The sequence below is a fragment of the Caulobacter sp. ErkDOM-E genome (genome assembly GCF_048541895.1).
Taxonomy (GTDB): domain Bacteria; phylum Pseudomonadota; class Alphaproteobacteria; order Caulobacterales; family Caulobacteraceae; genus Caulobacter.
Window position 1 is genome coordinate 380109 of record NZ_CP183331.1, and the last position, 20419, is coordinate 400527.

General features: G+C 66.6%; 20 protein-coding genes. 5 read left to right on the forward strand and 15 right to left on the reverse strand.

Annotation, left to right across the window (positions count from 1 at the left end):
* On the forward strand, positions 1-2013 hold the full coding sequence (locus tag ACN2C7_RS01915) for a TonB-dependent receptor plug domain-containing protein (protein ID WP_419319514.1): 2013 nt from the start codon (positions 1-3) through the stop codon (positions 2011-2013).
* 63 nt (positions 2014-2076) lie between these two features.
* Here the strand turns inward: ACN2C7_RS01915 and ACN2C7_RS01920 are convergent, their stop codons facing one another.
* From ACN2C7_RS01920 to ACN2C7_RS01960, 9 genes are all read right to left on the reverse strand, one after another.
* Positions 2077-2277 (reverse strand): hypothetical protein, encoded by a 201-nt coding sequence (locus ACN2C7_RS01920; RefSeq protein WP_419319515.1) that lies wholly within the window; start codon positions 2275-2277, stop codon positions 2077-2079.
* A 39-nt stretch (positions 2278-2316) separates the two neighbouring features.
* Complete coding sequence (locus tag ACN2C7_RS01925) at positions 2317-2955, reverse strand: hypothetical protein (RefSeq protein ID WP_419319516.1); 639 nt, start codon at positions 2953-2955, stop codon at positions 2317-2319.
* A 144-nt stretch (positions 2956-3099) separates the two neighbouring features.
* On the reverse strand, positions 3100-5298 hold the full coding sequence (locus tag ACN2C7_RS01930) for a 3-hydroxyacyl-CoA dehydrogenase NAD-binding domain-containing protein (RefSeq protein WP_419319517.1): 2199 nt from the start codon (positions 5296-5298) through the stop codon (positions 3100-3102).
* 12 nt (positions 5299-5310) lie between these two features.
* Entirely contained in the window at positions 5311-6516 is a 1206-nt protein-coding gene (locus ACN2C7_RS01935; protein WP_419253214.1) for an acetyl-CoA C-acetyltransferase, read from the reverse strand.
* 23 nt (positions 6517-6539) lie between these two features.
* Positions 6540-7019: an OsmC family protein gene (locus ACN2C7_RS01940; RefSeq protein WP_419319518.1), complete on the reverse strand. Its 480-nt coding sequence runs from the start codon at positions 7017-7019 to the stop codon at positions 6540-6542.
* Positions 7019-7399: a hypothetical protein gene (locus ACN2C7_RS01945; RefSeq protein ID WP_419319519.1), complete on the reverse strand. Its 381-nt coding sequence runs from the start codon at positions 7397-7399 to the stop codon at positions 7019-7021. Before ACN2C7_RS01945 ends, ACN2C7_RS01940 begins: the two co-directional genes overlap by 1 nt.
* Positions 7396-8559, reverse strand: coding sequence for an acyl-CoA dehydrogenase family protein (locus ACN2C7_RS01950; RefSeq protein WP_419319520.1), 1164 nt, complete (start codon positions 8557-8559; stop codon positions 7396-7398). The genes ACN2C7_RS01945 and ACN2C7_RS01950 overlap by 4 nt, the downstream gene beginning before the upstream one ends.
* 2 nt (positions 8560-8561) lie before the next feature.
* Positions 8562-10355, reverse strand: a complete 1794-nt coding sequence (locus ACN2C7_RS01955) for an acyl-CoA dehydrogenase C-terminal domain-containing protein (RefSeq protein ID WP_419319521.1) — start codon at positions 10353-10355, stop codon at positions 8562-8564.
* 39 nt (positions 10356-10394) lie between these two features.
* Positions 10395-10874, reverse strand: a complete 480-nt coding sequence (locus ACN2C7_RS01960) for a MerR family transcriptional regulator (RefSeq protein ID WP_419255911.1) — start codon at positions 10872-10874, stop codon at positions 10395-10397.
* 191 nt (positions 10875-11065) lie between these two features.
* Here ACN2C7_RS01960 and ACN2C7_RS01965 point away from each other — a divergent pair, with 191 nt between their 5' ends.
* Positions 11066-11707 carry a S24 family peptidase gene (locus ACN2C7_RS01965; RefSeq protein WP_419319523.1) on the forward strand — a complete coding sequence of 214 codons (642 nt, stop codon included), beginning with the start codon at positions 11066-11068 and terminating at the stop codon, positions 11705-11707.
* Positions 11708-11710: 3 nt separating this feature from the next.
* Here the strand turns inward: ACN2C7_RS01965 and ACN2C7_RS01970 are convergent, their stop codons facing one another.
* From ACN2C7_RS01970 to ACN2C7_RS01980, 3 genes are all read right to left on the reverse strand, one after another.
* Complete coding sequence (locus ACN2C7_RS01970) at positions 11711-11920, reverse strand: hypothetical protein (protein WP_419319524.1); 210 nt, start codon at positions 11918-11920, stop codon at positions 11711-11713.
* Between the two features lie 259 nt (positions 11921-12179).
* Positions 12180-13835, reverse strand: coding sequence for a lysine--tRNA ligase (locus ACN2C7_RS01975; RefSeq protein WP_419319525.1), 1656 nt, complete (start codon positions 13833-13835; stop codon positions 12180-12182).
* Positions 13836-13867: 32 nt separating this feature from the next.
* On the reverse strand, positions 13868-14128 hold the full coding sequence (locus tag ACN2C7_RS01980) for a DUF6980 family protein (protein ID WP_419321522.1): 261 nt from the start codon (positions 14126-14128) through the stop codon (positions 13868-13870).
* Positions 14129-14640: 512 nt separating this feature from the next.
* Between ACN2C7_RS01980 and ACN2C7_RS01985 the strand changes: the two genes are divergently transcribed.
* The gene (locus ACN2C7_RS01985) at positions 14641-15006 is read left to right on the forward strand and encodes a hypothetical protein (protein ID WP_419319526.1); all 366 of its coding nucleotides are present in this window, start codon (positions 14641-14643) and stop codon (positions 15004-15006) included.
* 12 nt (positions 15007-15018) lie between these two features.
* Here ACN2C7_RS01985 and ACN2C7_RS01990 read toward each other — a convergent pair whose 3' ends face one another.
* Both ACN2C7_RS01990 and ACN2C7_RS01995 read right to left on the reverse strand, forming a co-directional pair.
* Entirely contained in the window at positions 15019-15438 is a 420-nt protein-coding gene (locus ACN2C7_RS01990; protein WP_419319527.1) for an SWIM zinc finger family protein, read from the reverse strand.
* A complete protein-coding gene (locus ACN2C7_RS01995; RefSeq protein WP_419321523.1) occupies positions 15438-15839 on the reverse strand; it encodes a metallopeptidase family protein in 402 nt (133 codons plus the stop codon). The genes ACN2C7_RS01990 and ACN2C7_RS01995 overlap by 1 nt, the downstream gene beginning before the upstream one ends.
* 169 nt (positions 15840-16008) lie before the next feature.
* Between ACN2C7_RS01995 and ACN2C7_RS02000 the strand changes: the two genes are divergently transcribed.
* Positions 16009-18321: an ATP-binding protein gene (locus ACN2C7_RS02000; RefSeq protein ID WP_419319528.1), complete on the forward strand. Its 2313-nt coding sequence runs from the start codon at positions 16009-16011 to the stop codon at positions 18319-18321.
* Between the two features lie 12 nt (positions 18322-18333).
* The gene (locus tag ACN2C7_RS02005) at positions 18334-18693 is read left to right on the forward strand and encodes a DUF1304 domain-containing protein (protein WP_419319529.1); all 360 of its coding nucleotides are present in this window, start codon (positions 18334-18336) and stop codon (positions 18691-18693) included.
* On the opposite strand, the gene ACN2C7_RS02010 is transcribed toward ACN2C7_RS02005, so the two are convergent.
* Positions 18690-20243, reverse strand: a complete 1554-nt coding sequence (locus ACN2C7_RS02010) for an ArnT family glycosyltransferase (RefSeq protein ID WP_419321524.1) — start codon at positions 20241-20243, stop codon at positions 18690-18692. The genes ACN2C7_RS02005 and ACN2C7_RS02010 overlap by 4 nt on opposite strands.
* Between the last annotated feature and the right edge of the window lie 176 nt (positions 20244-20419).

The following is a 20419-nucleotide window of genomic DNA, read 5'->3' on the forward strand; positions in this document are numbered from 1 at the left end:
ATGAAAACGACTCTCTTCGCCGGCGCTTCGGTCGGCCTGATCATCCTGGCTTCGGCCACCGCCGCTTCGGCCCAGTCGATCGACTACGGCGCCATGGAGCAGCTGTTCAACGAACCCGTCACCACCAGCGCCACCGGTTCGCCGCAACGTTCGACCGAGGCCCCGGTGGCCATGGAGATCATCTCCGCCGCCGACATCAAGCGCTCGGGCGCCACCGACCTGCCCACCCTTCTGAGCCGGGTCTCGGGCCTGGACGTGCTCAACGCCGGCGCTGCCGGCGCCGACATCAGCGTGCGTGGCTATGACCGGTCAATGTCGCCCCGCCTGCTGGTGCTGATCAATGGCCGTCAGGTCTATCTCGACCACTATGGCTATACCGCCTGGGCGACCCTGCCGGTCCAGCTGGAAGAAATCCGCCAGATCGAAGTGGTCAAGGGCCCCAACAGCGCCCTGTTCGGTTTCAACGCCGTCGGCGGCGTCGTCAACATCATCACCTTCAACCCGAAGTTCGACAATGTCGGCTCGGTCACGGTGCGCGCGGGTCTCGGCGGTCACCAAGAGATCTCGGCCGTCAAGACCGTCAAGCTGGGCGACAAGTTCTCGGCCCGCCTTTCGGCCGGCGCCGTTCAGATGGACGAGTGGAAGAACACCGTCGGCGTCGCCAGCAACCTGCTGACCGACCCGGCCCGGGTTTCGGCCAATCTCGACACTCTGACCCAGTTGACCGACAAGACCGAACTGCGCGTCGAAGGCTCGTGGTCGAACGTCCAGATCAGCGAGATGCTGTCCAACAATACCTATTCGCCGACCAAATATGTGACCAGCTCGGTCAAGGCCGGCGTGGCGTCCGAAACCAAGTTTGGCACGCTGGAACTGTCGGCCTATCGCAACACGCTGGCGGCCAAGCACATGGTCGCCGGTCAGTTGGCCAAGTTCGACAACGAAATCACCGTTGTCAGCGCCCAGAACCTGTTCAAGCTGGGGGCCAAGCACACCTTCCGCGTGGGCGGCGAATATCGCCACAACGAGGTCAATACCGCGCCGATCGGCGGCGCCCAGATCGCCTATGACGTGCTCGCCGCCTCGGGCATGTGGACCTGGGCGATCAGCGACAAGCTGTCGACCACGGCCGCCGTCCGCTATGACAAGCTGGATCTCGAACGTACGGGTGTCTTCCCGGTCGCTTTCCCGATGGCCAACAACGCCCTTTGGGACCGCTCGATCAAGGAGACCAGCTACAATCTGGGTCTGGTCTATCGTCCGAGCGACCTGGACTCGATCCGCGCCACTGTCGCCAAGGGCGTCCAGGTTCCGACCCTGGTTGACCTCGGCGCCGTGCAGCTGAAACTGGCCATCGGCCCGTTCACCATCGGCGCCAGCGGCAATCCGGCCCTGAAGCCCTCGATCGTCACCAATTATGAGCTCGGCTATGACCGCGCCCTGCCGGCCCTGAACGCCAAGATCGGCGCTTCGGTGTTCGTCCAGAAGACCGAGGATGTTAAGGGCCAGCTCTCTTCGACCCAGCTCGATATCGCCCCGACTGCGACCACGCTGCCGGTCATCAGCTATCGCAATATCGGCGAGTCGAAGATGAAGGGCGTCGAGCTCACGGCCTCGGGCACGGTCGAAGGTGGCTATCACTGGAGCGCCGACTACACCTGGACCGACGTTGAAGACCAGCCGCTGGCCGGTTATTCGGCCGTGGGTCGCGGCACGGCCTTCGAGCAAACGACGCCCGCCTATCGCGGCAATGTCGCCCTGGGTTGGGACGGCGGCGCATGGTCGGCTGACGGCTATGTGCGTTTTGTCGGCGGCTTTAACGGCTACAGCACCACCTCGGCCCTGGTCCCGGTCGACGGCTACGCCTCGGTCGGCGGTCGCGTCGCCCGCCAGTTCGAGCACGGCTTCATCCTGGCGCTCAGCGGTCAGAACCTGATCGAAGCGCGTCAGCAGCAGACCGCTGGTCTGGAAGCCGAACGCCGCGCCTACCTGACCCTGACTAAGAGCTGGTAAGCGTCATCTAACGCTGGAGAGCGAGGGGCCCCGCCGCAAGGCGGGGCCCTTTTCCGTTGTGGCTCAGGCGTCGTCGCCGGCCTCGACCACACCGCGCATGTGGCCCAGCCAGTCAGGCTCGCCCGCCGCCACGCGGACGAAGGCCTCGGCCAGCTCCTGGGTCGCTTCGCCCAGATTGTAGCGGTTGTCGTTAAATCGCAGCAGGACGCTCTCGATATAGCGGTCCAGCAGGACGCGGTCGTCGCCGGTGAGGTTGTTGCGCATGGGGCAAGCCTAGTCCTGCGGCGCTGTGAGCGCCATGGTTCAGTCCCAGTTCTTGATCTTCTTCTTTCGGCCCAGACCCAGGAGCCCCGGATAGGGGCCCTTGCCGGTGCGATAGAGGCACCAGTCGTCGTCCTTCCTGCAGTCGCCATCGAAGGCCGCTTTCTTGGCGGGATCGATCGCCGCATACATCGCCGGACGGTTCTTGTTTTTCTCGCCCAGGGTCTCGTCGCAGACGGTCTGCTCGGCCTTGGTCAGGGCCAGCCCATCGGCGTTCCGACAGCCAAGTCCGGCGCGGGTCGTCTCGCGCAGGGCCTGGCCGCCGCCGGTGAGGCCCTGCGCCCTGAAGCCGGGCGGGGCGATGGCCGAGGTCTGCGGGGCGGTCGGCGCGGCGACCCCGGGCGCGACCGGGGCGACGGGCGGCGCGGCGATCGGGGCTGTCCGCGTCGCGGGCCTGGATCGGACGGGTGACGTCGCCGGCGGGTCAGGCCTGACGGGCCGCAGCAGCTCCACGCTGAGGACCGGCGGCTCGACCCATTGCGGCATGACCCGGACGCCGGCGACCAGGCCGCCCAGCACCAGCAGGTGCGCGATCGTTGAGGCCAGCACGATCCACGGCGTGGCGCGGCCCTGTCGTTGCGGCGCGGGTCTGTTGGCGATCAGGGCGAAGGCCGCCGGCATCAGTGTCTGTCTCGCCCGTCCAAAACGAGCGCCACGGATAGGGACGGGGTGCGGCGCAAGCATGGCCGCAACATCGCCGCGCTGAAATGAAAAGGGCCCGGCGTCGCCGCCGGGCCCTCTCCTGTCTCAGCGATGGAGGAAGCTTTACGCCGCCGCCTTCGTCTTGACGCCGAAGCGGCTGTAGAAGGTCTCACCCTTCTCGGCCATTTCGCGCAGCAGCTTGGGCGGCGTGAACCGCGTGCCGAACTTCTGGGCGAGAGCGTCGCAGCCCTCGACGAAGGCTTTCAGGCCAATACCGTCGATCATGCTGACGGGACCGCCGGTCCAGGGCGCGAAGCCCCAGCCCAGGATCGCGCCGACATCGGCTTCGCGCGGATCGACGATGACGCCTTCCTCGAAGCAGCGGGCGGCTTCCACGGCCTGGCGATAGAGCAGCCGCGTGCGGATCTCCTCGATCAGGGCCTTGTCGGCGTCCGCGATCTTCACCGGAGCAAGGTCCGACAGCCCCTTCCACAGGGTCTTGGGACCGTTCTCCGGATAGTCGTAGAAGCCCTTGCCGTTCTTGCGGCCGAAACGGCCCAGCTCGACCACCATCTTTTCGATGATCGGGGCGAACGGACGGTCCTCGAACTTGTCGCCGAGGTCCTTCTTGGTCTGCTGGGTGACCTTGTAGCCAAGGTCCAGAGCGACGTCGTCGTTCATCTCCAGCGGACCGCGCGGCATGCCGGTGGCGCGACCGACATTGTCGATGATCGCCGGGGCGATGCCGTCGGCCAGCATTTCCAGGCCTTCCTGCACGAAGGTGCCGAAGCAGCGGCTGGTGTAGAAACCACGGCTGTCATTGACGACGATCGGGGTCTTCTTGATCTTCAGGACGTAGTCGATCGACTTGGCCAGGGCTTCCTGGCTGGTCTGTTCGCCCATGATGATCTCGACCAGGCCCATCTTGTCGACCGGCGAGAAGAAGTGGATGCCGATGAACGAGGCCGGACGCACCGACGCCTTCGACAGGCCGGTGATCGGCAGGGTCGAGGTATTGGAGCCGAAGATGGCGGTGTCGGCCAGCTGGGCTTCGGCCTTCTTGGTGACGTCGGCCTTCACTTCGCGGTTTTCGAACACCGCCTCGACCACCAGATCCGAACCCTTGACCAGGGCGTAGTCGGTGGTCGGGGTGATCAGGGCCAGGACCTTCTCGCCCTTCTCGGCGGTCATCTTGCCGCGCGAGACGGCCTTCTTGACCAGGGCTTCAGCGTAGCCCTTGCCCTTGTCGGCGGCTTCTTGCGTCTGGTCGATCAGCACGCTTTCGATGCCGGCCATGGCCTGGACGTAAGCAATGCCCGCGCCCATCATGCCGGCGCCCAGAACGGCGACCTTCTTGACGTCATAGTGCGGCACGCCGGCGGGACGGCCCGAACCCTTGCCCAGCTCCTGGAGGGAGAGGAACAGGGTGCGGATCATGCCCTTGGCCTGGGGCGTCATCATGGTCTTGAGGAAGTAGCGGGTCTCGATCCGCAGGGCGGCGTCGAACGGCACCTGGGTGCCTTCATAGACCGCCTTCATGATGTTCAGTTGGGCCGGATAGTTGCCATAGGTGCTCTTGCGGAGCATGGCGTTGCCCATCACGAACACCTGGCTGCCGCCGGGGCTGTAGGGGCCGCCGCCGGGCAGCTTGAAGTCCTTCTTGTCCCACGGCGCGACGGGATCGCCCTTGGTCTTGACCCAGGTCTTGGCGGCCTCGACCACCTGATCGGCGGGCACGACTTCATGCACGACCTTGGCGGCGAGCGCCTCGGCCGGCTTCATCGACTTGCCTTCCAGCAGGTAGGGCGCGGCGTTCATCACGCCCATCAGGCGCGGCAGACGCTGGGTGCCGCCGGCGCCGGGCAGCAGGCCGACCTTGGCTTCCGGCAGGGCCAGCTGGATCTTGGGGTTATCGGCCACGACGCGATAGTGGCAGGCCAGGGTGATTTCCAGACCGCCGCCCATGGCCAGGCCATTGATGGCCGCAGCCACCGGCTTGCCGCAGGTTTCCAGGGCGCGGAACGCCTTGTTGAGCGCAAAGCCGGCCTCGAAGGCGGCCTTCAGGCCTTCTTCGCCGCCAGCCCCGCCGCCGAGGCCGCCGGAGCCGCCCAGTTCGCCCAGGTCAGCGCCGGCGCAGAAGCCGGTCGTCTTGCCCGAGGTGATGACGGCGCCCTTGATGTTGGCGTCGCTCTTGATGGTCTCGACGACGTCGCCGATTTCCTTGATCACCGAAGCGGTCAGGGTGTTCATCGTCCGGCCGGGCACGTCGAAGGTGACCAGGGCCACGCCGTCGGAATCGACCTCGATCTTGAAGTTTTCCATGGTGTTAGCTCCTTAGACGCGTTCGATGACGGTGGCGGTGCCCATGCCGGCGCCGACGCACAGGGTGATCAGGGCGGTCTCCTTGTCGGAGCGCTCCAGTTCGTCGAGCATGGTGCTGATCAGCATCGCGCCGGTGGCGCCCAAGGGGTGACCCATGGCGATGGCGCCGCCGTTGACGTTCATCTTGTCGTGCGGGATGTCCAGCGCCTGCATCATGCGCAGGACGACGGCGGCGAAGGCCTCGTTCAGCTCATAGAGGTCGATGTCCTTCACGCCCATGCCCAGGCGCTTGAGCAGCTTCTCGGTGACCAGCGAGGGGCCGGTCAGCATGATCGAGGGCTCGCTGCCGATCGAGGCGGCGCCCTTGATGCGGCCACGGGGCTTCAGGCCCAGGGCCTCGCCCATTTCCTTGCTGCCGATCAGCACACCGGCGGCGCCGTCGACGATGCCCGAGCTGTTGCCGGCGTGGTGGACGTGATTGATCTTTTCCACCTGCGGATAGCGCTGGGTGACCACGGCGTCGAAGGCCATCTCGCCCATGCCCGTGAACGAGGCGTTCAGCGAGGCCAGGGTTTGCATGGTGGTGGAGCCGCGCACGGTCTCGTCATGGTCCAGGATGGTGATGCCCAGCTGGTCCTTGACGCCGATAACCGACTTCTTGAAGCGACCGTCGGCCCACGAGGCGGCGGCGCGGCGCTGGCTTTCGACGGCATAGGCGTCGACGTCATCGCGCGAGAAGCCGTACAGCGAGGCGATCAGGTCAGCCGAGACGCCCTGTGGGGCGAAATAGGTCTTGAAGGCCGACGAGGGGTCGGTCGGCCAGGCGCCGCCGTCGCTGCCCATGGGCACGCGGCTCATGCTCTCGACGCCGCCGCCGATGGCCAACTGGGCCTCGCCGGAGGCGACCTTGGCGGCCGCCATGTTCACGGCTTCCAGGCCCGAGGCGCAGAAGCGGTTGATCTGCACGCCGGCCACGCTCTCGGCATAGTCGGCGGTCAGCACGGCGGTGCGGGCGATGTCCGAACCTTGTTCGCCCACGGGGGCGACGCAGCCGAGCACGACGTCGTCGACATAGGAGGTGTCGAGATTGTTGCGGTCACGGAGGGCTTCCAGGACCTGGCTGGCCAGGGACAGCGAGGTGATCTCGTGCAGAGATCCGTCCTTCTTGCCCTTGCCGCGCGGGGTGCGCACGGCGTCAAAGATGTAAGCGTCGGCCATTTGATGGCTCCTTCCTGCGTCGTCTAAACGGGGGGTGGGGTAAGCGCCGGCTCGACCCGCACATCCGTGCGAACCGAATTGGCGATGAAACAGGTGTGGTGAGCGGCCTCGTGCAGGGCCGTTTCCTCGGCCTCGCTGGGCGGCGCGCCCGCATAGGTGATCCGGGGGCGCAGGTTGACCGTGCTGACCCACATCGCGCCGTGATCGTTTTTGGTCATCAGGCCTTCGGCCGTATCGGCATAGGCGCTGATGTGGAAGCCGGCCCGGCGGGCCAGGTCCAGGAAGGTCAGCATGTGGCAGGCCGACAGGGCCGCCACGAACATCTCTTCGGGATCGACGCCGGCCGGATCCGACCACGGCAGGGGCACCACCGAGGGCGAGGCCGAACCGGTCGTGGTCACGCCGCCGTCAAAAGACAGCGTGTGGACGCGGCTATAGCGGCCCTTGGCGAAGTCCTCGTCGGGCTGCAGAGACCAGCTGATGGTGGCGGTGTGGACCGACATTATTTCCAGGTCCCGATCGGGCTCTTGGCGATCTGGGCGCACTTCAGACCGCGGGCGCCGGCCTTGGCGCTGTAGGTCACCCGCTGGCCGAACTCCGGCGCGGGCAGGACGCAGGGCGTGAAGCCCGAGGTGGTGACTTCGAGCGACCAGGTCGCGATCCTGGAGCGCAGCAGGTTGTTGCAGACATCGCTGCCCGGCGTCAGCGGCAGCTTGAAGGCTCCCGGCTGCGGACGCTTGCCCACCAGGGTTCCGCTGAAAGTCAGGGGCCGGCGACCGCCGGGGGCCGCGCGAACGCAGACCACGGCGGCGCGCGCGTCGGGCGCGGCGGGCTTGGGGGCCGCCGTGGCGGCCTGGGCCAGCAGGGCGAGCGTGAGGATCACAGCGTTCTCGCGATCAGGATCTTCATCACCTCGTTGGTGCCGCCATAGATCCGCTGGACGCGGCTGTCGCGGTACATGCGGGCGATCGGATACTCGTTCATGAAGCCATAGCCGCCGAACAGCTGCAGGCAGCGGTCGACGATCTTGTTCTCCAGATCGCTGACCCAGTACTTGGCCATCGAGGCGGTGGCGGCGTCGAGCTTGCCGGCCAGGTGCAGTTCAATGCAGTGATTGACGAACACCCGGGCCACGGTCGCCTCGGTCTTGCATTCGGCCAGCACGAACTGGGTGTTCTGGAAGTCGAGGATCGCCTTGCCGAAGGCCCGGCGCTCCTTGACATAGGCGATGGTCAGCTCCAGCGCCCGTTCGATGGTGGCCATGCCCTGAACGCCGATGTTCAGGCGCTCCTGCGGCAGTTGGCCCATCAGCTGGAAGAAGCCCTGGCCCTCGTCCGTGCCCAGCAGATTCTCGGTCGGAACCTTGACGTCGTTGAAGAACAGTTCCGACGTGTCCTGAGCCTCCTGGCCCAGCTTGTCGAGGTTGCGGCCCCGCTCGAAGCCTTCGGCGCCATCGGTCTCGACGATGAGCAGCGAGGTGCCGCGCGCGCCGGCGGCGGCGTCGGTCTTGGCGACCACGATGATCAGGTTGGCGGTCTGACCATTGGTGATGAAGGTCTTGGAGCCGTTGATGACGTACTGGTTGCCGACCTTCTTGGCGGTGGTCTTGATGCCCTGAAGGTCCGAGCCCGCGCCGGGCTCGGTCATGGCGATCGCGCCGACCAGCTCGCCGGTGGCCATTCTGGGCAGCCAGCGGCGCTTCTGCTCTTCGGTCCCGTAGTGGACGAGATAGGGCATGATGATGGCGTTGTGCAGGCTGATGCCGAAGCCATCCACGCCCTTGAGGCCCAGCTGTTCCATCAGCACGACCTCGTGGCGATAGTCGCCGCCGGCCCCGCCATATTCCTCCGGCACGGAGAGGCCCAGCAAGCCGGCCTCCCCCGCCTTGGTCCACATGTCGCGATCGACGCAGTGGTTCTTGCGCCACTGGGCGACCGTCGCTTCAGGCGCGTGCTCGTCGAAGAACTTGCCCACCGCGTCGTCAAAGATCGCGATGTCTTCCTCAGCCATGAAAGCCGGTTTTGCGACGTCGAGCACGCTCATGATCAGAAAGCCTCCGCAGGCAGCGCCATCAGGGTCGCTGAGCCCGTCTTGAGTTTGGTCAGATGCGCCCCAGCGTCAGGCAAGATGCGTTCGATGAAATATTGCGCCGTGACCACCTTGGTCGAATAGAACGGATCGGACGAGCCGGCCGCGATCTTGGCCTGGGCCGCCTTGACCTGCAGGGCCCACATATAGGCCAGGCCCGTCAGGCCGAAGAGGTGCATGTAGTCGGTCGAGGCCGCGCCGGCGTTGTCGGGGTTCTGCAAGCCGTTCTGCATCAGCCACATGGTGCCGTCCTGCATCTGGGCCTTCACCTCGGCCAGGGCCGTGATGAAGGGCTTCAGGCCCGCATCCGTGTCGTTCTCGCCGATGAACTGGTCGATTTCCTGGAAGAAGGTCATCACCGCGCGGCCGCCCTTGGAGGCCAGCTTGCGGCCCACCAGATCCAGGGCCTGCACGCCGTTGGTGCCCTCATAGATCAGGGCGATGCGGCAATCGCGCATGAACTGGCTGACCGGGAAGTGCTCGGTGAAGCCGCTGCCGCCATGCACCTGCACCGCGTCGGAACAGATCTTGAAACCCTTGTCGGTCAGGTAGCCTTTCAGCACGGGCGTCATCAGGCCCATATAGTCCTCGGCCTTTTCCCGGACCTTCTCGTCCGGGTGGCCGTGCGCCAGGTCGCCGTGCAGGGCCGTCCAGAACAGGAAGGCGCGACCGCCCTCGATCAGGGCCTTGCTCTCCAGCAGCATGCGACGCACGTCGGGGTGGACGATGATCGGATCGGCCGGGCCGTCGGCGTTCTTGGGGCCGGTCAGCGAGCGGCCCTGCAGGCGGTCGCGGGCGAAGGCGACGGCGGCCTGATAGGCGGCCTCGCCCTGGGCCACGCCCTGCATGCCGACGCCCAGGCGGGCCTCGTTCATCATTACGAACATGATCTTCAGGCCGGCGTTCTCGCCGCCGATCAGCCAGCCCTTGGCGTCTTCGTACTGCATGACGCAGGTGGCGTTGCCGTGGATGCCCATCTTCTCTTCAAGGCCCACGCACTTGGCGCCGACATTGCGCTCGCCCACCGAGCCGTCTTCCTTGGGCAGGAACTTGGGCACGATGAACAGCGAGATACCCTTCACGCCGGCCGGGGCGCCTTCGATGCGGGCCAGCACCAGGTGGACGATGTTGTCGGCCATGTCGTGCTCACCGGCGCTGATCCAGATCTTCTGGCCAGTGATGCGATACGTGCCGTCAGCCTGCGGAACCGCCTTGGTGCGCAGCAGACCAAGGTCCGTGCCGCAGTGCGGCTCGGTCAGGTTCATGGTGCCGGTCCATTCGCCGGTCACCATCTTGGGCAGATAGAGTTCCTTCTGCGCGTCGGTGCCGCCGGTGTGGATGGCCGAATAGGCGCCGTGGGCCAGGCCCGGATACATCGAGAAGGCCATGTTGGCCGAGCTCGACATCTCGCTGAACGCCAGGTTGACGACATGCGGCAGGCCCTGGCCGCCATAGGCGGGGTCGGAGCCCAGACCCGTCCAGCCGCCTTCGCACAGCTGCTTGTAGGCTTCCTTGAAGCCCGGCGGGGTGGTGACTTCGTTGGTGTCCTTGTCCAGCACGCAGCCGTGCTTGTCGCCCACGGCGTTCAGCGGGGCCAGCACCTCGCCGGTGAACTGGGCCGCGGCTTCCAGGATCTGTTCGACGGTGTCGAACGAGGCGTCGGCGAAGGCCGGCAGCTGGCCATGCTGATCGATGTTCAGCATGTCGCGCAGGATGAAGACGTGATCGCGAACGGGCGCCTGGTAGGTCATGGAAGGTCCTGGAAGAGAGAGGTGTAGAAGGGGGAAAGCTTACTTGCCCAAAGCGGCGTCCGCGTGACCGTCCAGCCGGGCGCGCAGCACCTGGTCATAGTCGGCGGCGCGGGGCAGCAGGTCGGGGCGGATTTCGGCCAGGCGCTGTTCGAGGCGGGCGCAGGCCTGGTGGAGCTCGATCAGGGCGCCGTCGATGTCTTCGCGCTGCTGCTCCAGCGCGGTGGCGCGCTCGCGGAACTTCTTCAGCGATCGGGCCATCTGGGCCGCGCCGTCGTCGTTCTCGTCATACAGGTCCAGCAGTTCGCGGATTTCCGACAGCGACAGGCCCACCCGCTTGCCGCGCAGGATCAGCTGCAGGCGGACGCGGTCCTTGTGGGAATAGACGCGGTTGAGGCCTTCGCGGGCCGGATTGAGCAGGCCCTTGTCTTCATAGAAGCGCAGGGCGCGGGGCGTGGCTTTGAATTCGTTGCAGAGATTGCGGATCGTGAACGTCCGCTCGGGGCGACGCAGGTCGGCCAACATAGAAACCTCCCAAGAGGAAAGGCCCAGCTACGCGGCGGGGCCGCTTTGTTATCGTTGATCACCCTATTCCGGGTTTCCGTTGACGTCAACGTTTACGTAAACGTCAACCGAAGACCATCGGAATAGGTTTACTTTCCTAGCCTCGCGGCTTATTTTCCTTCCGGCACGGCCACGCTGGAGCTCGCGACATGACGGCGCTTTCGCACACCGAAATCTGGACCGCGATTGACGCGCTCGCAAAGCGTTTCGACATGAGCCCCTCGGCCATGGCCAAGATGGCGGGGCTGGACCCCACCAGTTTCAACCGCTCCAAGCGCACCTCATCAGACGCCGAGGCGCGCCCGCGCTGGCCCTCGACCGAGAGCCTGGCCAAGGTGCTGGAGGCCACCGGCGTGGGCTTTTCCGAGTTCGCCGCCCTCACCGAAACGGCCAAGCGCCCGCCGGCGCGGGGTGTGCCGCTGCTGGGCTTGGCCCAGGCTGGCTCTGACGGTTTCTTCGACGATGCGGGCTTTCCCGTCGGCGAAGGCTGGGACGAGATCGCCTTTCCCGGCCTGCAGGAAGACGGCGTCTATGCGCTGGAGATTTCCGGGGACTCGATGGTCCCGGTATTTCGCGACGGCGACCGCATCCTGGTCTCGCCCTCGATCGAGCCGCGCCGGGGCGACCGGGTGGTGGTCAAGACCAATGCGGGAGAAGTGATGGCCAAGGAACTGGCGCGCGTCACCGCCCGGACGATCGAGCTGACCTCGCTGAACCGGGACTATGGCGACCGCGTGCTGGAGCGGGGCGATGTGGCCTGGATCGCCAGGATCCTCTGGGCCAGCCAGTAAAGCCTAGGTGCGCGGGCAGTTGCCGTGCTGGCCGTTGATATAGGCCAGCAGATCGCCTTCCCAGGGCGCGTCGCAGGACACGTCGACCCGGTAGGAGCCCCAGATGTCGTTGTGCGCGGCTTCCACATGGGCGCCGGGGAATTTGCTGGTCAGGTCACCGAGCAGAGAATCGAATTCCGAACGGTCTGACGGGCGAAGGGTGAACGAAGCCATTGGACTAACCTTGGGGTTCTGATCCTGGAACCTTACGCCCGCAATTGCGGACATTCCCTTAACCGGCAATTCAGGGACCGTTCACCTTAACGGACACGGTGTCGCAGGCACGGTGACTCACCCAGCGCGGGTAATCGGGGCCTTAGATGCTCCCCCACTGGGGGAGCTGTCGCGGAGCGACTGAGGGGGCTAGCTGGACATAGGCCGCGCTGGCCCCCTCCGGGCGCTTTGGGCCGTCCTCCCCCGGAGGGGGAGGATCTTAACCCAGCTTCTCGTCGATCAACGCGATCGTCCGGTCCAGGCCGAAGATCGCCGCGAAGGAGCCGAAGCGCGGGCCCTGGCTTTGGCCCAGCAGCACTTCGTACAGGGCCTGGAACCAGGCGCGAAGGGGGTCAAAGCCGTGGTCCTTGCCGACCGCGAAGACCTCGTTCTGGATCAGCTCGGCGTCCTGGCAGCCGGCCGGCAGGGCCGCGAGCCGTGCCCGCAGATCCAGGATCGCCGCGCGCTCGACATCCGTCGGGGCGCGGAAGGTCTTCGAGGGCTTCACGAAGTCCTCGTAGTAGTTGATCGCATAGCCGGCCAGGCGGTCCAGCAGCGGCTGGGTCTGGGGCGTCGCGCCATCGACATAGCGCCCCAGGAAGCCCCACAGGATGTCCTTGGTCGAGGCGTCGGCGGCCGAAACGAGATTCAGCATCAGGCTGAACGACACCGGCGAGCCCTGCTCGGGCGGCTTGCCCGAATGGACGTGCCAGGCCGGGTTGTCGATTTGCTTGCCCGGCTCCTGCTTCTGGAACGCGTCCAGCTGCTGGAGATATTCGTCCGTCGCCTTGGGGATGACGTCGAAATAGAGCTTCTTGGCCGACTTGGGGCTCTGGAACATGTAGTAGGCCAGGCTCTCGGGCGCGCCATAGCGCAGCCACTCGTCCATGGTCAGGCCGTTGCCCTTGGTCTTGGAGATCTTCAGGTTGTTCTCGTCCATGAAGAGTTCGTAGTGGAACCCTTCCGGCGGCGAGCCGCCCAGCACCTTGCAGACCTGGTTCGAGAGCCGGACGCTGTCGATCAGGTCCTTGCCGCTCATCTCGTAGTCGACGCCCAGGGCCGTCCAGCGCATGGCCCAGTCGGGACGCCACTGCATCTTGACGCCGCCGCCCGTGACCGGAACCTCGGTCAGCTCGCCGTCCTCGTCGCGGAACACGATGGTGCCCTTGGCGACATTGCGCTCCAGGGTCGGCACCTGCAGCACCTTGCCGGTCTTGGGGCTGATCGGCAGGAACGGCGAATAGGTGGCCCGGCGTTCTTCACCGAGTGAGGGCAGCATGATCTTCTGGATGGCGTCGAAACGCTCCAGGGCGATCAGCAGGGTCTCGTCAAAGCGGCCGCCGCGATAGCAGTCGGTGGACGACACGAACTCGTAGTCGAAACCGAACCCGTCCAGGAACGTCCGCAGGCGGGCGTTGTTGTGGTGGCCGAAGCTCTCGTGCTCGCCATAGGGGTCGCGGACCACGGTCAGCGGCTTGTCGAGGTCGGGGATCATGACCTCGCCATTGGGCACGTTCGGCGGGATCTTGCGCAGGCCGTCCATGTCGTCGCTGAACGAGATCAGGCGCGTGGGGATCTTGTCGTCGGTCAGGGCGCGGAACGCCGCGCGGACCATGGTCGTGCGCGCCACCTCGCCAAAGGTGCCCATGTGCGGCAGGCCCGACGGACCATAGCCGGTCTCCAGCACCACCGGTTTGCGCAGGGCCTCCAGGGTGGCGACCGCTTCGTCGGTCTTGCCGGCGTTGATCAGGGTCGAGGCGAGATCGCGCTCGGCGTCGGACAGGCGCAGGCGCAGCGTGCGGGCCAGCAGGGCGCGCGCCTGCTCGAACGGCCAGGCGCGTGCGTCGCGGGCGAGGGGGGAGAGGCCTTCAAACATGCGGGCGGTATAGGGGGAAGCGGCGGTGGTGGCTAGGTTTTGGGTGAGGGGGAGTGCTCCAGTCGCCAAGCCGCACTCTTGAAGAGCTCAGGAACGGGATCGCGCATTGGATCTATGCCGATGGCCTCCAGACGATCAAACCATTCGTCACGCCGGGAGGCGGGCAACTTTTCCGCACACCAAGGGCAGAAGTAAATCTGCTGCGAGACGCTCTGGGACACCTTCAATTCGTAGCAATCGAACCGCTCGTCATAAGAGACGAGATCGCCGTCGTTCTCTCGATGCCGGTTCATGTGGTTCACGGGCGCACTCATTTTTGACGTTCGCTTTCTTGCGCGTAAGCCATCCGCCGCAGCGGATGCTGGCGCGCCCTGAAACCCTTGGTGGAATTGGAGCTCTGAGGTCAGGCCGTGTCAATGACGGCGCGCCGCGCCGCCGCGCGCGGCCGGCCTCTGGCCGGTCATTGACACGGCCTGACCTCAGAGCAAGCTCGCCTCCAAGGGTTTAAGGCGGGGCCTCGCCGCTGGCGGCTTTCCGCTTCTCACACCCCTTTCAACCGTCATTCCCGCCCTTGTGGCGGGAACCTCTGTTTCGGCTGGCACGTGAAGCGCCAGCGAAGTGCGCGCGCACTTCGCCCCTCCTGCACCAGCGGCGGCACGAGAGGTTCCTGCCACAAGGGCGGGAATGACGAGAGGTAGGGGAGGCGGTGGCAGGTGGTGGCTAGGTTCTGGGTGAGGGATCAATGCTCCCGGCCCAAACAAGACGCTCGCTTTCGAACTCGCCGGCCCCTTGCTAGGTATTCGTTATGGTCGAGTTGCTGTTTCTGTTCGCTGTCTTTGCCTGGCCGATGGTCCAGTTCTTGATCCTGCCGGTTTGGATCTGGAGAGTGACGCCAGCTCGCGATGAGTTGAGGATCAAGCGCGACTTCGAAGGCCAGGGCCGTCGAGTCATCATGGTGCGGCGTATCGGAACGGACTGGGGCAGCCGATCGGTGCCGACCTATAGGAAGTATGAGGTCACCGTAGAGCGCCATGACGGCCCTATCGAGACATTCAAGGTGGGTGTCGCCTTTACGTTGGGACCTGACCCCGCCATCTCCGACGACGAACCAGAGCGACGCAAAGCCTTCTTCAAGGGCTCGCAAAGCTTCTTCTTAAACGACGATAGCTAAAGGTCCGGCCCGCTACCCCTCGCGCCCGCCCTCCAGCGCCGCCAGCACATCCGGCCGCAACCGCGCCAGCTCGACCAGGCGCTCGATCAGGGCGTCCTGGCTTTCCAGGGCCAGGCCGTCGCGCAGGCGGGCCATGCGGCTCTGGGCCTTCTGCAGGCCGGCCGTGTCCAGCGCGTTGACGGCCGCCGCGACCCCGACCTGATGCTTGCAGGCCCCGAACTTGTCGAAGCCCGGGCAGGTGCAGGTTCCCTCGGAGGGCGGGCGTAGCTCGACCACATAGAGCTCGCCGCCCTGGACATGGGCAGTGACGATCTCGTCCTCGAGGGCGATCAGCGCGACTGAACCGTCCTGGGCCAGGTCCAGGCCGTTGGCGAACGAGCCCTCGCTCATCCGGTCGCGGAAGGCCACAAGCTCGAAGCGGGGCGGGGTCATCAGGCGTCGTCCTCGATACGGTGGATGTCGTCGTCGGACAGGCCGAAATGGTGGCCTATCTCGTGAATCAGAACGTGGCTGATCAGCTCGTCCAGGGTGACGTCGCCGCGCTCGCACCATTCGTCGAGGATCGGGCGGCGATACAGGAACACCATCGACGGGTGGACGCCGGAATCCAGCACCGAGCGGCGGCCCAGGTCCACGCCTTGATAGAGGCCGGTCAGCTCGAACGGGTCTTCGATGCCAAGGTCGTCGAGCACGTCGTCGGCGGCGAAGTCCTCGATGCGGATCTCGACATCGGCCGACAGGCCGGCGAACGGCTCGGCCAGGGCCTTGAAGGCGGCCTGCGCCAGGGCGGCGAAATCATCGAGCGACGGGGCGGGGCGAGCGGTCCATTCCATAACTCTCAGATAGACCGATTGGCCGGTTTCGCCAGCGGCGTGCGACGTGCCGTCTATCGGGCCCTGCGACAGCCGTTCCGGTCGCGCTCTGGTCACGGCCCGACTAATCTGTGATTCTGATTCGCGGACCCGCCTTCGCGGGCTGCATGGGGCTTTAGCGACCGGCCTGATGACTTCTCATGACCTGATTCTCGCGGCCGCCGCCGGCGCGGTCTGCCTCGCCATTTGCGCGACGCTTTGGGCCCTGGCCCAGCGTCGGCGTTTCGAGGCCAGGCTGGCCGTGCTGCAAGGCCGGCTGTCCAGTCTGGAGAGCGGCGCCCTGGCGGCTCAAGCCTCGGCGGAAGCCTTCGACAGCGCCCTGATCTCGGTCGAGGACGGCAAGGCCGCCCTCGTGTCGGGCGCCGACAGCCTGGGCGCCTGCGCCGTGGTGCTGGGCTGCGAGGCCCGGGCGCAAGAGGTGGTGGCCGCTCTGATGCTGCTGGATCCGGATCACACCGTGCGCCTGCGCGGCCTGTTCGAGCGCGGCGAGCCCTGCGCCTTCGAGGCCCTGGGCTCCGCCGGTTCCGTCTCCGTCGAGGGCCGCGCGGCCGGGGCCCTGGCCTGGCTGCGTCTGGCGGCGGTGGTTTCCAACGAGGCCGGCCTACCATCGGCCGCCCGCTTTGCCGCCTTTGTCGATGGGCTGGTGGAGCCGGCCTGGATCTCCAGCGCCGACGGCGCGCCGGTCTGGGGCAACGCCGCCTATCTGCGCGCCGTGGATGCGCCCTCGGCCGCGACCGCCGCCCTGGGCGGCAAGACCTTCGACCGCGCCGCCGACACCCTGGCCGTCGAGGCTGCGACCTCGGGCGAGCGCCGCGAGGCCCTGCGCTGGGTCAATGTCGACGGTCGCCGCCGCGCCTTCCGCGTCGCCGCCAAGGCGCTGGACGGCGGCGGGGTCGGGGTGTTCTGCAGCGACGTCACCGAGATCGAGGATGTCCGCGACGCCCTGCGCAAGCATGTCGAGGCCCATGACGAGACCCTGAACCACATCGCCGACGCCGTGGCGATCTTCAGCCAGACCCGCCGCCTGGCGTTCCACAACACCGCCTTCGCCGAGCTGTGGGGCCTGGAGCCCGCCTGGCTGGCCGACCGCCCGACCCATGGCGAGATCCTCGACCGCCTGCGCCAGCGCCGCCGCCTGCCCGAGACCATCGACTACGCCAAGTGGAAAGCCGAGGAGCTGGCCCACTACGAGGACCTGGGTCCCCAGGCCGACGACATGTGGGGTCTGCCTGACGGTCGGACTCTGAAGCTGGTTCGCCAGCCGCACCCGCTAGGCGGCATGCTGCTGCTCTATTCCGACATCACCGGCGAGCTGAAGCTGAAGGCCCAGTACAACGCCCTGATCCAGGTGCAGCAGGCCACGCTGGACAAGCTGAACGACGCCGTCGCGGTGTTCGGCTCCGACGGCCGGTTGCGACTGCACAACGACGCCTTCGAGAGCTTCTGGAATGTCACGGCCCAGGCCCTCGAGGCGGCGGTCGATTTCGAAGGCGTGGTCGACCTGTGCGTGCCGCGTCTGCACGATCTGGCCTTCTGGCGCGAGCTGAAGGGCCGGGTCGCCGATCCCGATCCGCAGATGCGCGCGCCCACCTCGGGCGAGGTGCGCACCTCCGACGGTCGCATCGTGCTTTATCAGAGCCGACCGCTGCCCGATGGCGCGACCCTGATCGGCTTCACCGACGTCACCGACACCCGCGACCTGCAAAGCGCCCTGGCCGACCGCTCCGCCGCCCTGGCCGAGGCTGAGCGGCTGAAGCGCGACTTCGTGGGCAACGTCTCCTACGAGCTGCGCACGCCGCTGACCACGATCATCGGCTATTCGGAGCTGCTGGAACGGGCCGACGGCCTGCATGAGCGCGGCCGCAACCATGTGGCCGCCGTTCGCGCCGCCGCCACCCAGCTGGCCCGCTCGATCGACGACGTGCTGGACATGGCCCAGATTGACGCCGGCGAGATGGCGCTGGAGATCCAGGACATCCGCGTCATCGACCTGCTGGTCGAGGCCCGCGAGCGCGCCACCAAGGACGCTACCCTGGGTGGCGTGACCCTGACCATCGAGTGCGACGAGGATGTCGGCCTGATCCGCGGCGACCTCAAGCGCCTGTCCCAGACCCTGGACCATCTGGTCGAGAACGCCCTGCGCCAGACCCCGCCGGACGGCATCGTCACGCTCTCGGCCCGCCGGGCGCTGGGCGAGGTGCGGCTGGACGTCAAGGACACCGGGCGCGGCGTGCCGTTCCATGTCCAGGCCCACATCTTCGACCGCTTCGTCGGCCGTGATCGCGGCGGCCCGGGCCTGGGCCTGGCTCTGGTCAAGGCCCTGGTTGAACTGCACGGCGGCTGGGTGGCGCTGGAAAGCGAGCCGGGCTCGGGCTCAACCTTCACCTGCCACCTGCCCGAGACCCAGCAGCCGGGCGCCATGCAGCCCGAACTGTCGTTCTAAAGAGATCGCGCCATGCTACTCGCCGCCCAGATCGCCGCCGGTCTCGTCCTGCTAATCCACATCTACATCGTGCTCTTGGAGACCGTGCTGTTCGACAGCCGGGGCAAGAAGGCCTTTGGCCTGACCGACGAGGCGGCCGCCGTGCTCAAGCCGGCGATGTCGAACCAGGGCTGCTATAACGGCTTTCTGGTCCTGGCCCTGGCGCTGGGGCTTTTCTATCCGGACCCCGTCACAGCCTCGGCCTTCAAGACCTTTGGCCTGGTCTGCGTGGCCATCGCCGGCGTCTGGGGCGCAGCGACGGTCAAGAAGTCGATCCTGCTGATCCAGACCGTTCCGGCGGTGGTGGCCCTGGTGCTGGGCTATCAGGCCTAGGGTTTCTGGCCCTTCGGCCTGGGCGGCAGGCCGGTGACCGGATCGCGGGGCAGGGGGCGGAAGTCCTCGGCGATGAAGAGGTCGGTGCGCCGCACGTGCTTGCGGTCCAGACGCACACGGACGATCTCCAGCCCCGAGGTCCGGGCGAAGTCCTGCTCGATCTCGGCGCGGTAGTCGCCCTCCAGGCTGGCGATCAGGGTGCGACGGCCGGAGGCGGCGGTCAGCGGGGCCTCGGTCTCGGCCTGGTTCTGCGGCCGGGCCTCGTGCACCCACATCTTCAGTGGCGGGGCGCCGGGCGTCCCGAAATAGTCGCGGCCGTAATAGGCGGTGACGTTGAACAGGAAGCGGTCGTCCATGGCGATGCTGGTCAGGCCGCCGGCGGCCTGTTCCTCGCGGGCCCGGGCGATGATCGTCTCAGTCCCCTGTTCCCAGCCGCGCACGCGCTTGAAGCTGTTGGACGCGCCGATTGTGTCGGCAATCCGCGGATTGACCATGCAGGCGATGAAGACGGCGCAGAACGTCGCCTGGATCGCGACGGCGGCGATCAGCCAGCGGCGGGCGTTCCAGCGCAGCAGCCAGGCCGCCGCCAGGATCGAGCCGGCGATATAGGCCACGCCGGCCCAGTTGGCGTTGGCGCGTGAGACGAAAGCCTGGGCCGCCACGGTCAGCAGGGGCGGGGCCGCCAGGCACAGCAGCAGGAGGTCAGCGGGCTGGAGCCGGCGCCGCGCGCCCAGCCCGATCGCGCCGCCGGCCAGAACCGCGAAGGGGATGGGGCCGAAGACGCCGAACTGCGAGCCGATGAACTCCATCAGTTCACGGATGTTGAACAGCTTGCGGGCGTTCCAGTTGGCGTTGGAGGCGGTGTGCTCCAGCGTCGCGAAATGGTGGGTCAGATTCCAGACCAGGTTGGGCGAGAAGACGATCGCCAGGGCGGCCAGGGCGGCGGCGGCCATCGGCAGGGTCCAGATCTGACGTGCTTCCCGCGAGGCGGCCAGGTGAGCGGCCAGGCCGGCCAGCACATAGACCGCCGCATATTTCGACAGGAAGGCCAGGCCCAGGGCCGCGCCCAGGGCGATGGCGATCGGCAGCCTGCGGCGGGCCTCCAGCGCCGGCAGCGACACATAGGCCCAGATCGTCAGAGACAGGAAAAACAGCAGCGGCGCGTCGGTGGTGATCACGCCCGACGACAGCTGGATGGCCGGCATCAGGGCATAGAGCGCCGCCGCCGCCAGGCCGGTCCAGCCGCCATACAGCCTGCCGGCGATGCGGGCGATGATCAGGGCCGTGCCGCCGTGCAGGAACAGCGCCGAAATCCGCACCCAGGCTTCCGAGTCGCCGCCGATCGAGGTGGTGGCCCAGATCAGCCAGGCGATCATTGGCGGCTTGGAGAAATAGCCGAAATCCAGGGTCCGCGACCACAGCCAGTACTGGGCTTCGTCCGGGTAGAGTTCGAACGGCGTGGCGAACAGGGCGGCGAGCCGCAGAATCGTCAGCACGCCCACCATACAGAGCGTCATTCGCCAGGCCCGCGCACCGTCCGGCTGCGTCATTTCATCAAGCGCCACGCTGAGTTCTCCGGCACAAGTAAGAAAGTCCTGACCAAATGTGTTGCAAAGGCGCCGATGGCGGAGGGTTTGTGGTCCAGCGTTGCCTTTCCGTCACCAAACCTTCGAAATCCACGGCTATGGAAGCCGCTAACATGAGGTGCGGTGTTTCTCTTTTGTGT

What these genes read in the sequence shown, in the direction of transcription:
- ACN2C7_RS01915 (WP_419319514.1), top strand. Translation starts at nt 1, where the DNA reads ATGAAAACGACTCTCTTCGCCGGCGCTTCGGTCGGCCTGATCATCCTG.
- ACN2C7_RS01920 (WP_419319515.1), bottom strand. Translation starts at nt 2,277, where the DNA reads ATGCGCAACAACCTCACCGGCGACGACCGCGTCCTGCTGGACCGCTAT.
- ACN2C7_RS01925 (WP_419319516.1), bottom strand. Translation starts at nt 2,955, where the DNA reads ATGCCGGCGGCCTTCGCCCTGATCGCCAACAGACCCGCGCCGCAACGA.
- ACN2C7_RS01930 (WP_419319517.1), bottom strand. Translation starts at nt 5,298, where the DNA reads ATGGAAAACTTCAAGATCGAGGTCGATTCCGACGGCGTGGCCCTGGTC.
- ACN2C7_RS01935 (WP_419253214.1), bottom strand. Translation starts at nt 6,516, where the DNA reads ATGGCCGACGCTTACATCTTTGACGCCGTGCGCACCCCGCGCGGCAAG.
- ACN2C7_RS01940 (WP_419319518.1), bottom strand. Translation starts at nt 7,019, where the DNA reads ATGTCGGTCCACACCGCCACCATCAGCTGGTCTCTGCAGCCCGACGAG.
- ACN2C7_RS01950 (WP_419319520.1), bottom strand. Translation starts at nt 8,559, where the DNA reads ATGAGCGTGCTCGACGTCGCAAAACCGGCTTTCATGGCTGAGGAAGAC.
- ACN2C7_RS01955 (WP_419319521.1), bottom strand. Translation starts at nt 10,355, where the DNA reads ATGACCTACCAGGCGCCCGTTCGCGATCACGTCTTCATCCTGCGCGAC.
- ACN2C7_RS01965 (WP_419319523.1), top strand. Translation starts at nt 11,066, where the DNA reads ATGACGGCGCTTTCGCACACCGAAATCTGGACCGCGATTGACGCGCTC.
- ACN2C7_RS01970 (WP_419319524.1), bottom strand. Translation starts at nt 11,920, where the DNA reads ATGGCTTCGTTCACCCTTCGCCCGTCAGACCGTTCGGAATTCGATTCT.
- ACN2C7_RS01975 (WP_419319525.1), bottom strand. Translation starts at nt 13,835, where the DNA reads ATGTTTGAAGGCCTCTCCCCCCTCGCCCGCGACGCACGCGCCTGGCCG.
- ACN2C7_RS01980 (WP_419321522.1), bottom strand. Translation starts at nt 14,128, where the DNA reads ATGAACCGGCATCGAGAGAACGACGGCGATCTCGTCTCTTATGACGAG.
- ACN2C7_RS01985 (WP_419319526.1), top strand. Translation starts at nt 14,641, where the DNA reads ATGGTCGAGTTGCTGTTTCTGTTCGCTGTCTTTGCCTGGCCGATGGTC.
- ACN2C7_RS01990 (WP_419319527.1), bottom strand. Translation starts at nt 15,438, where the DNA reads ATGACCCCGCCCCGCTTCGAGCTTGTGGCCTTCCGCGACCGGATGAGC.
- ACN2C7_RS01995 (WP_419321523.1), bottom strand. Translation starts at nt 15,839, where the DNA reads ATGGAATGGACCGCTCGCCCCGCCCCGTCGCTCGATGATTTCGCCGCC.
- ACN2C7_RS02000 (WP_419319528.1), top strand. Translation starts at nt 16,009, where the DNA reads ATGACTTCTCATGACCTGATTCTCGCGGCCGCCGCCGGCGCGGTCTGC.
- ACN2C7_RS02005 (WP_419319529.1), top strand. Translation starts at nt 18,334, where the DNA reads ATGCTACTCGCCGCCCAGATCGCCGCCGGTCTCGTCCTGCTAATCCAC.
- ACN2C7_RS02010 (WP_419321524.1), bottom strand. Translation starts at nt 20,243, where the DNA reads ATGACGCAGCCGGACGGTGCGCGGGCCTGGCGAATGACGCTCTGTATG.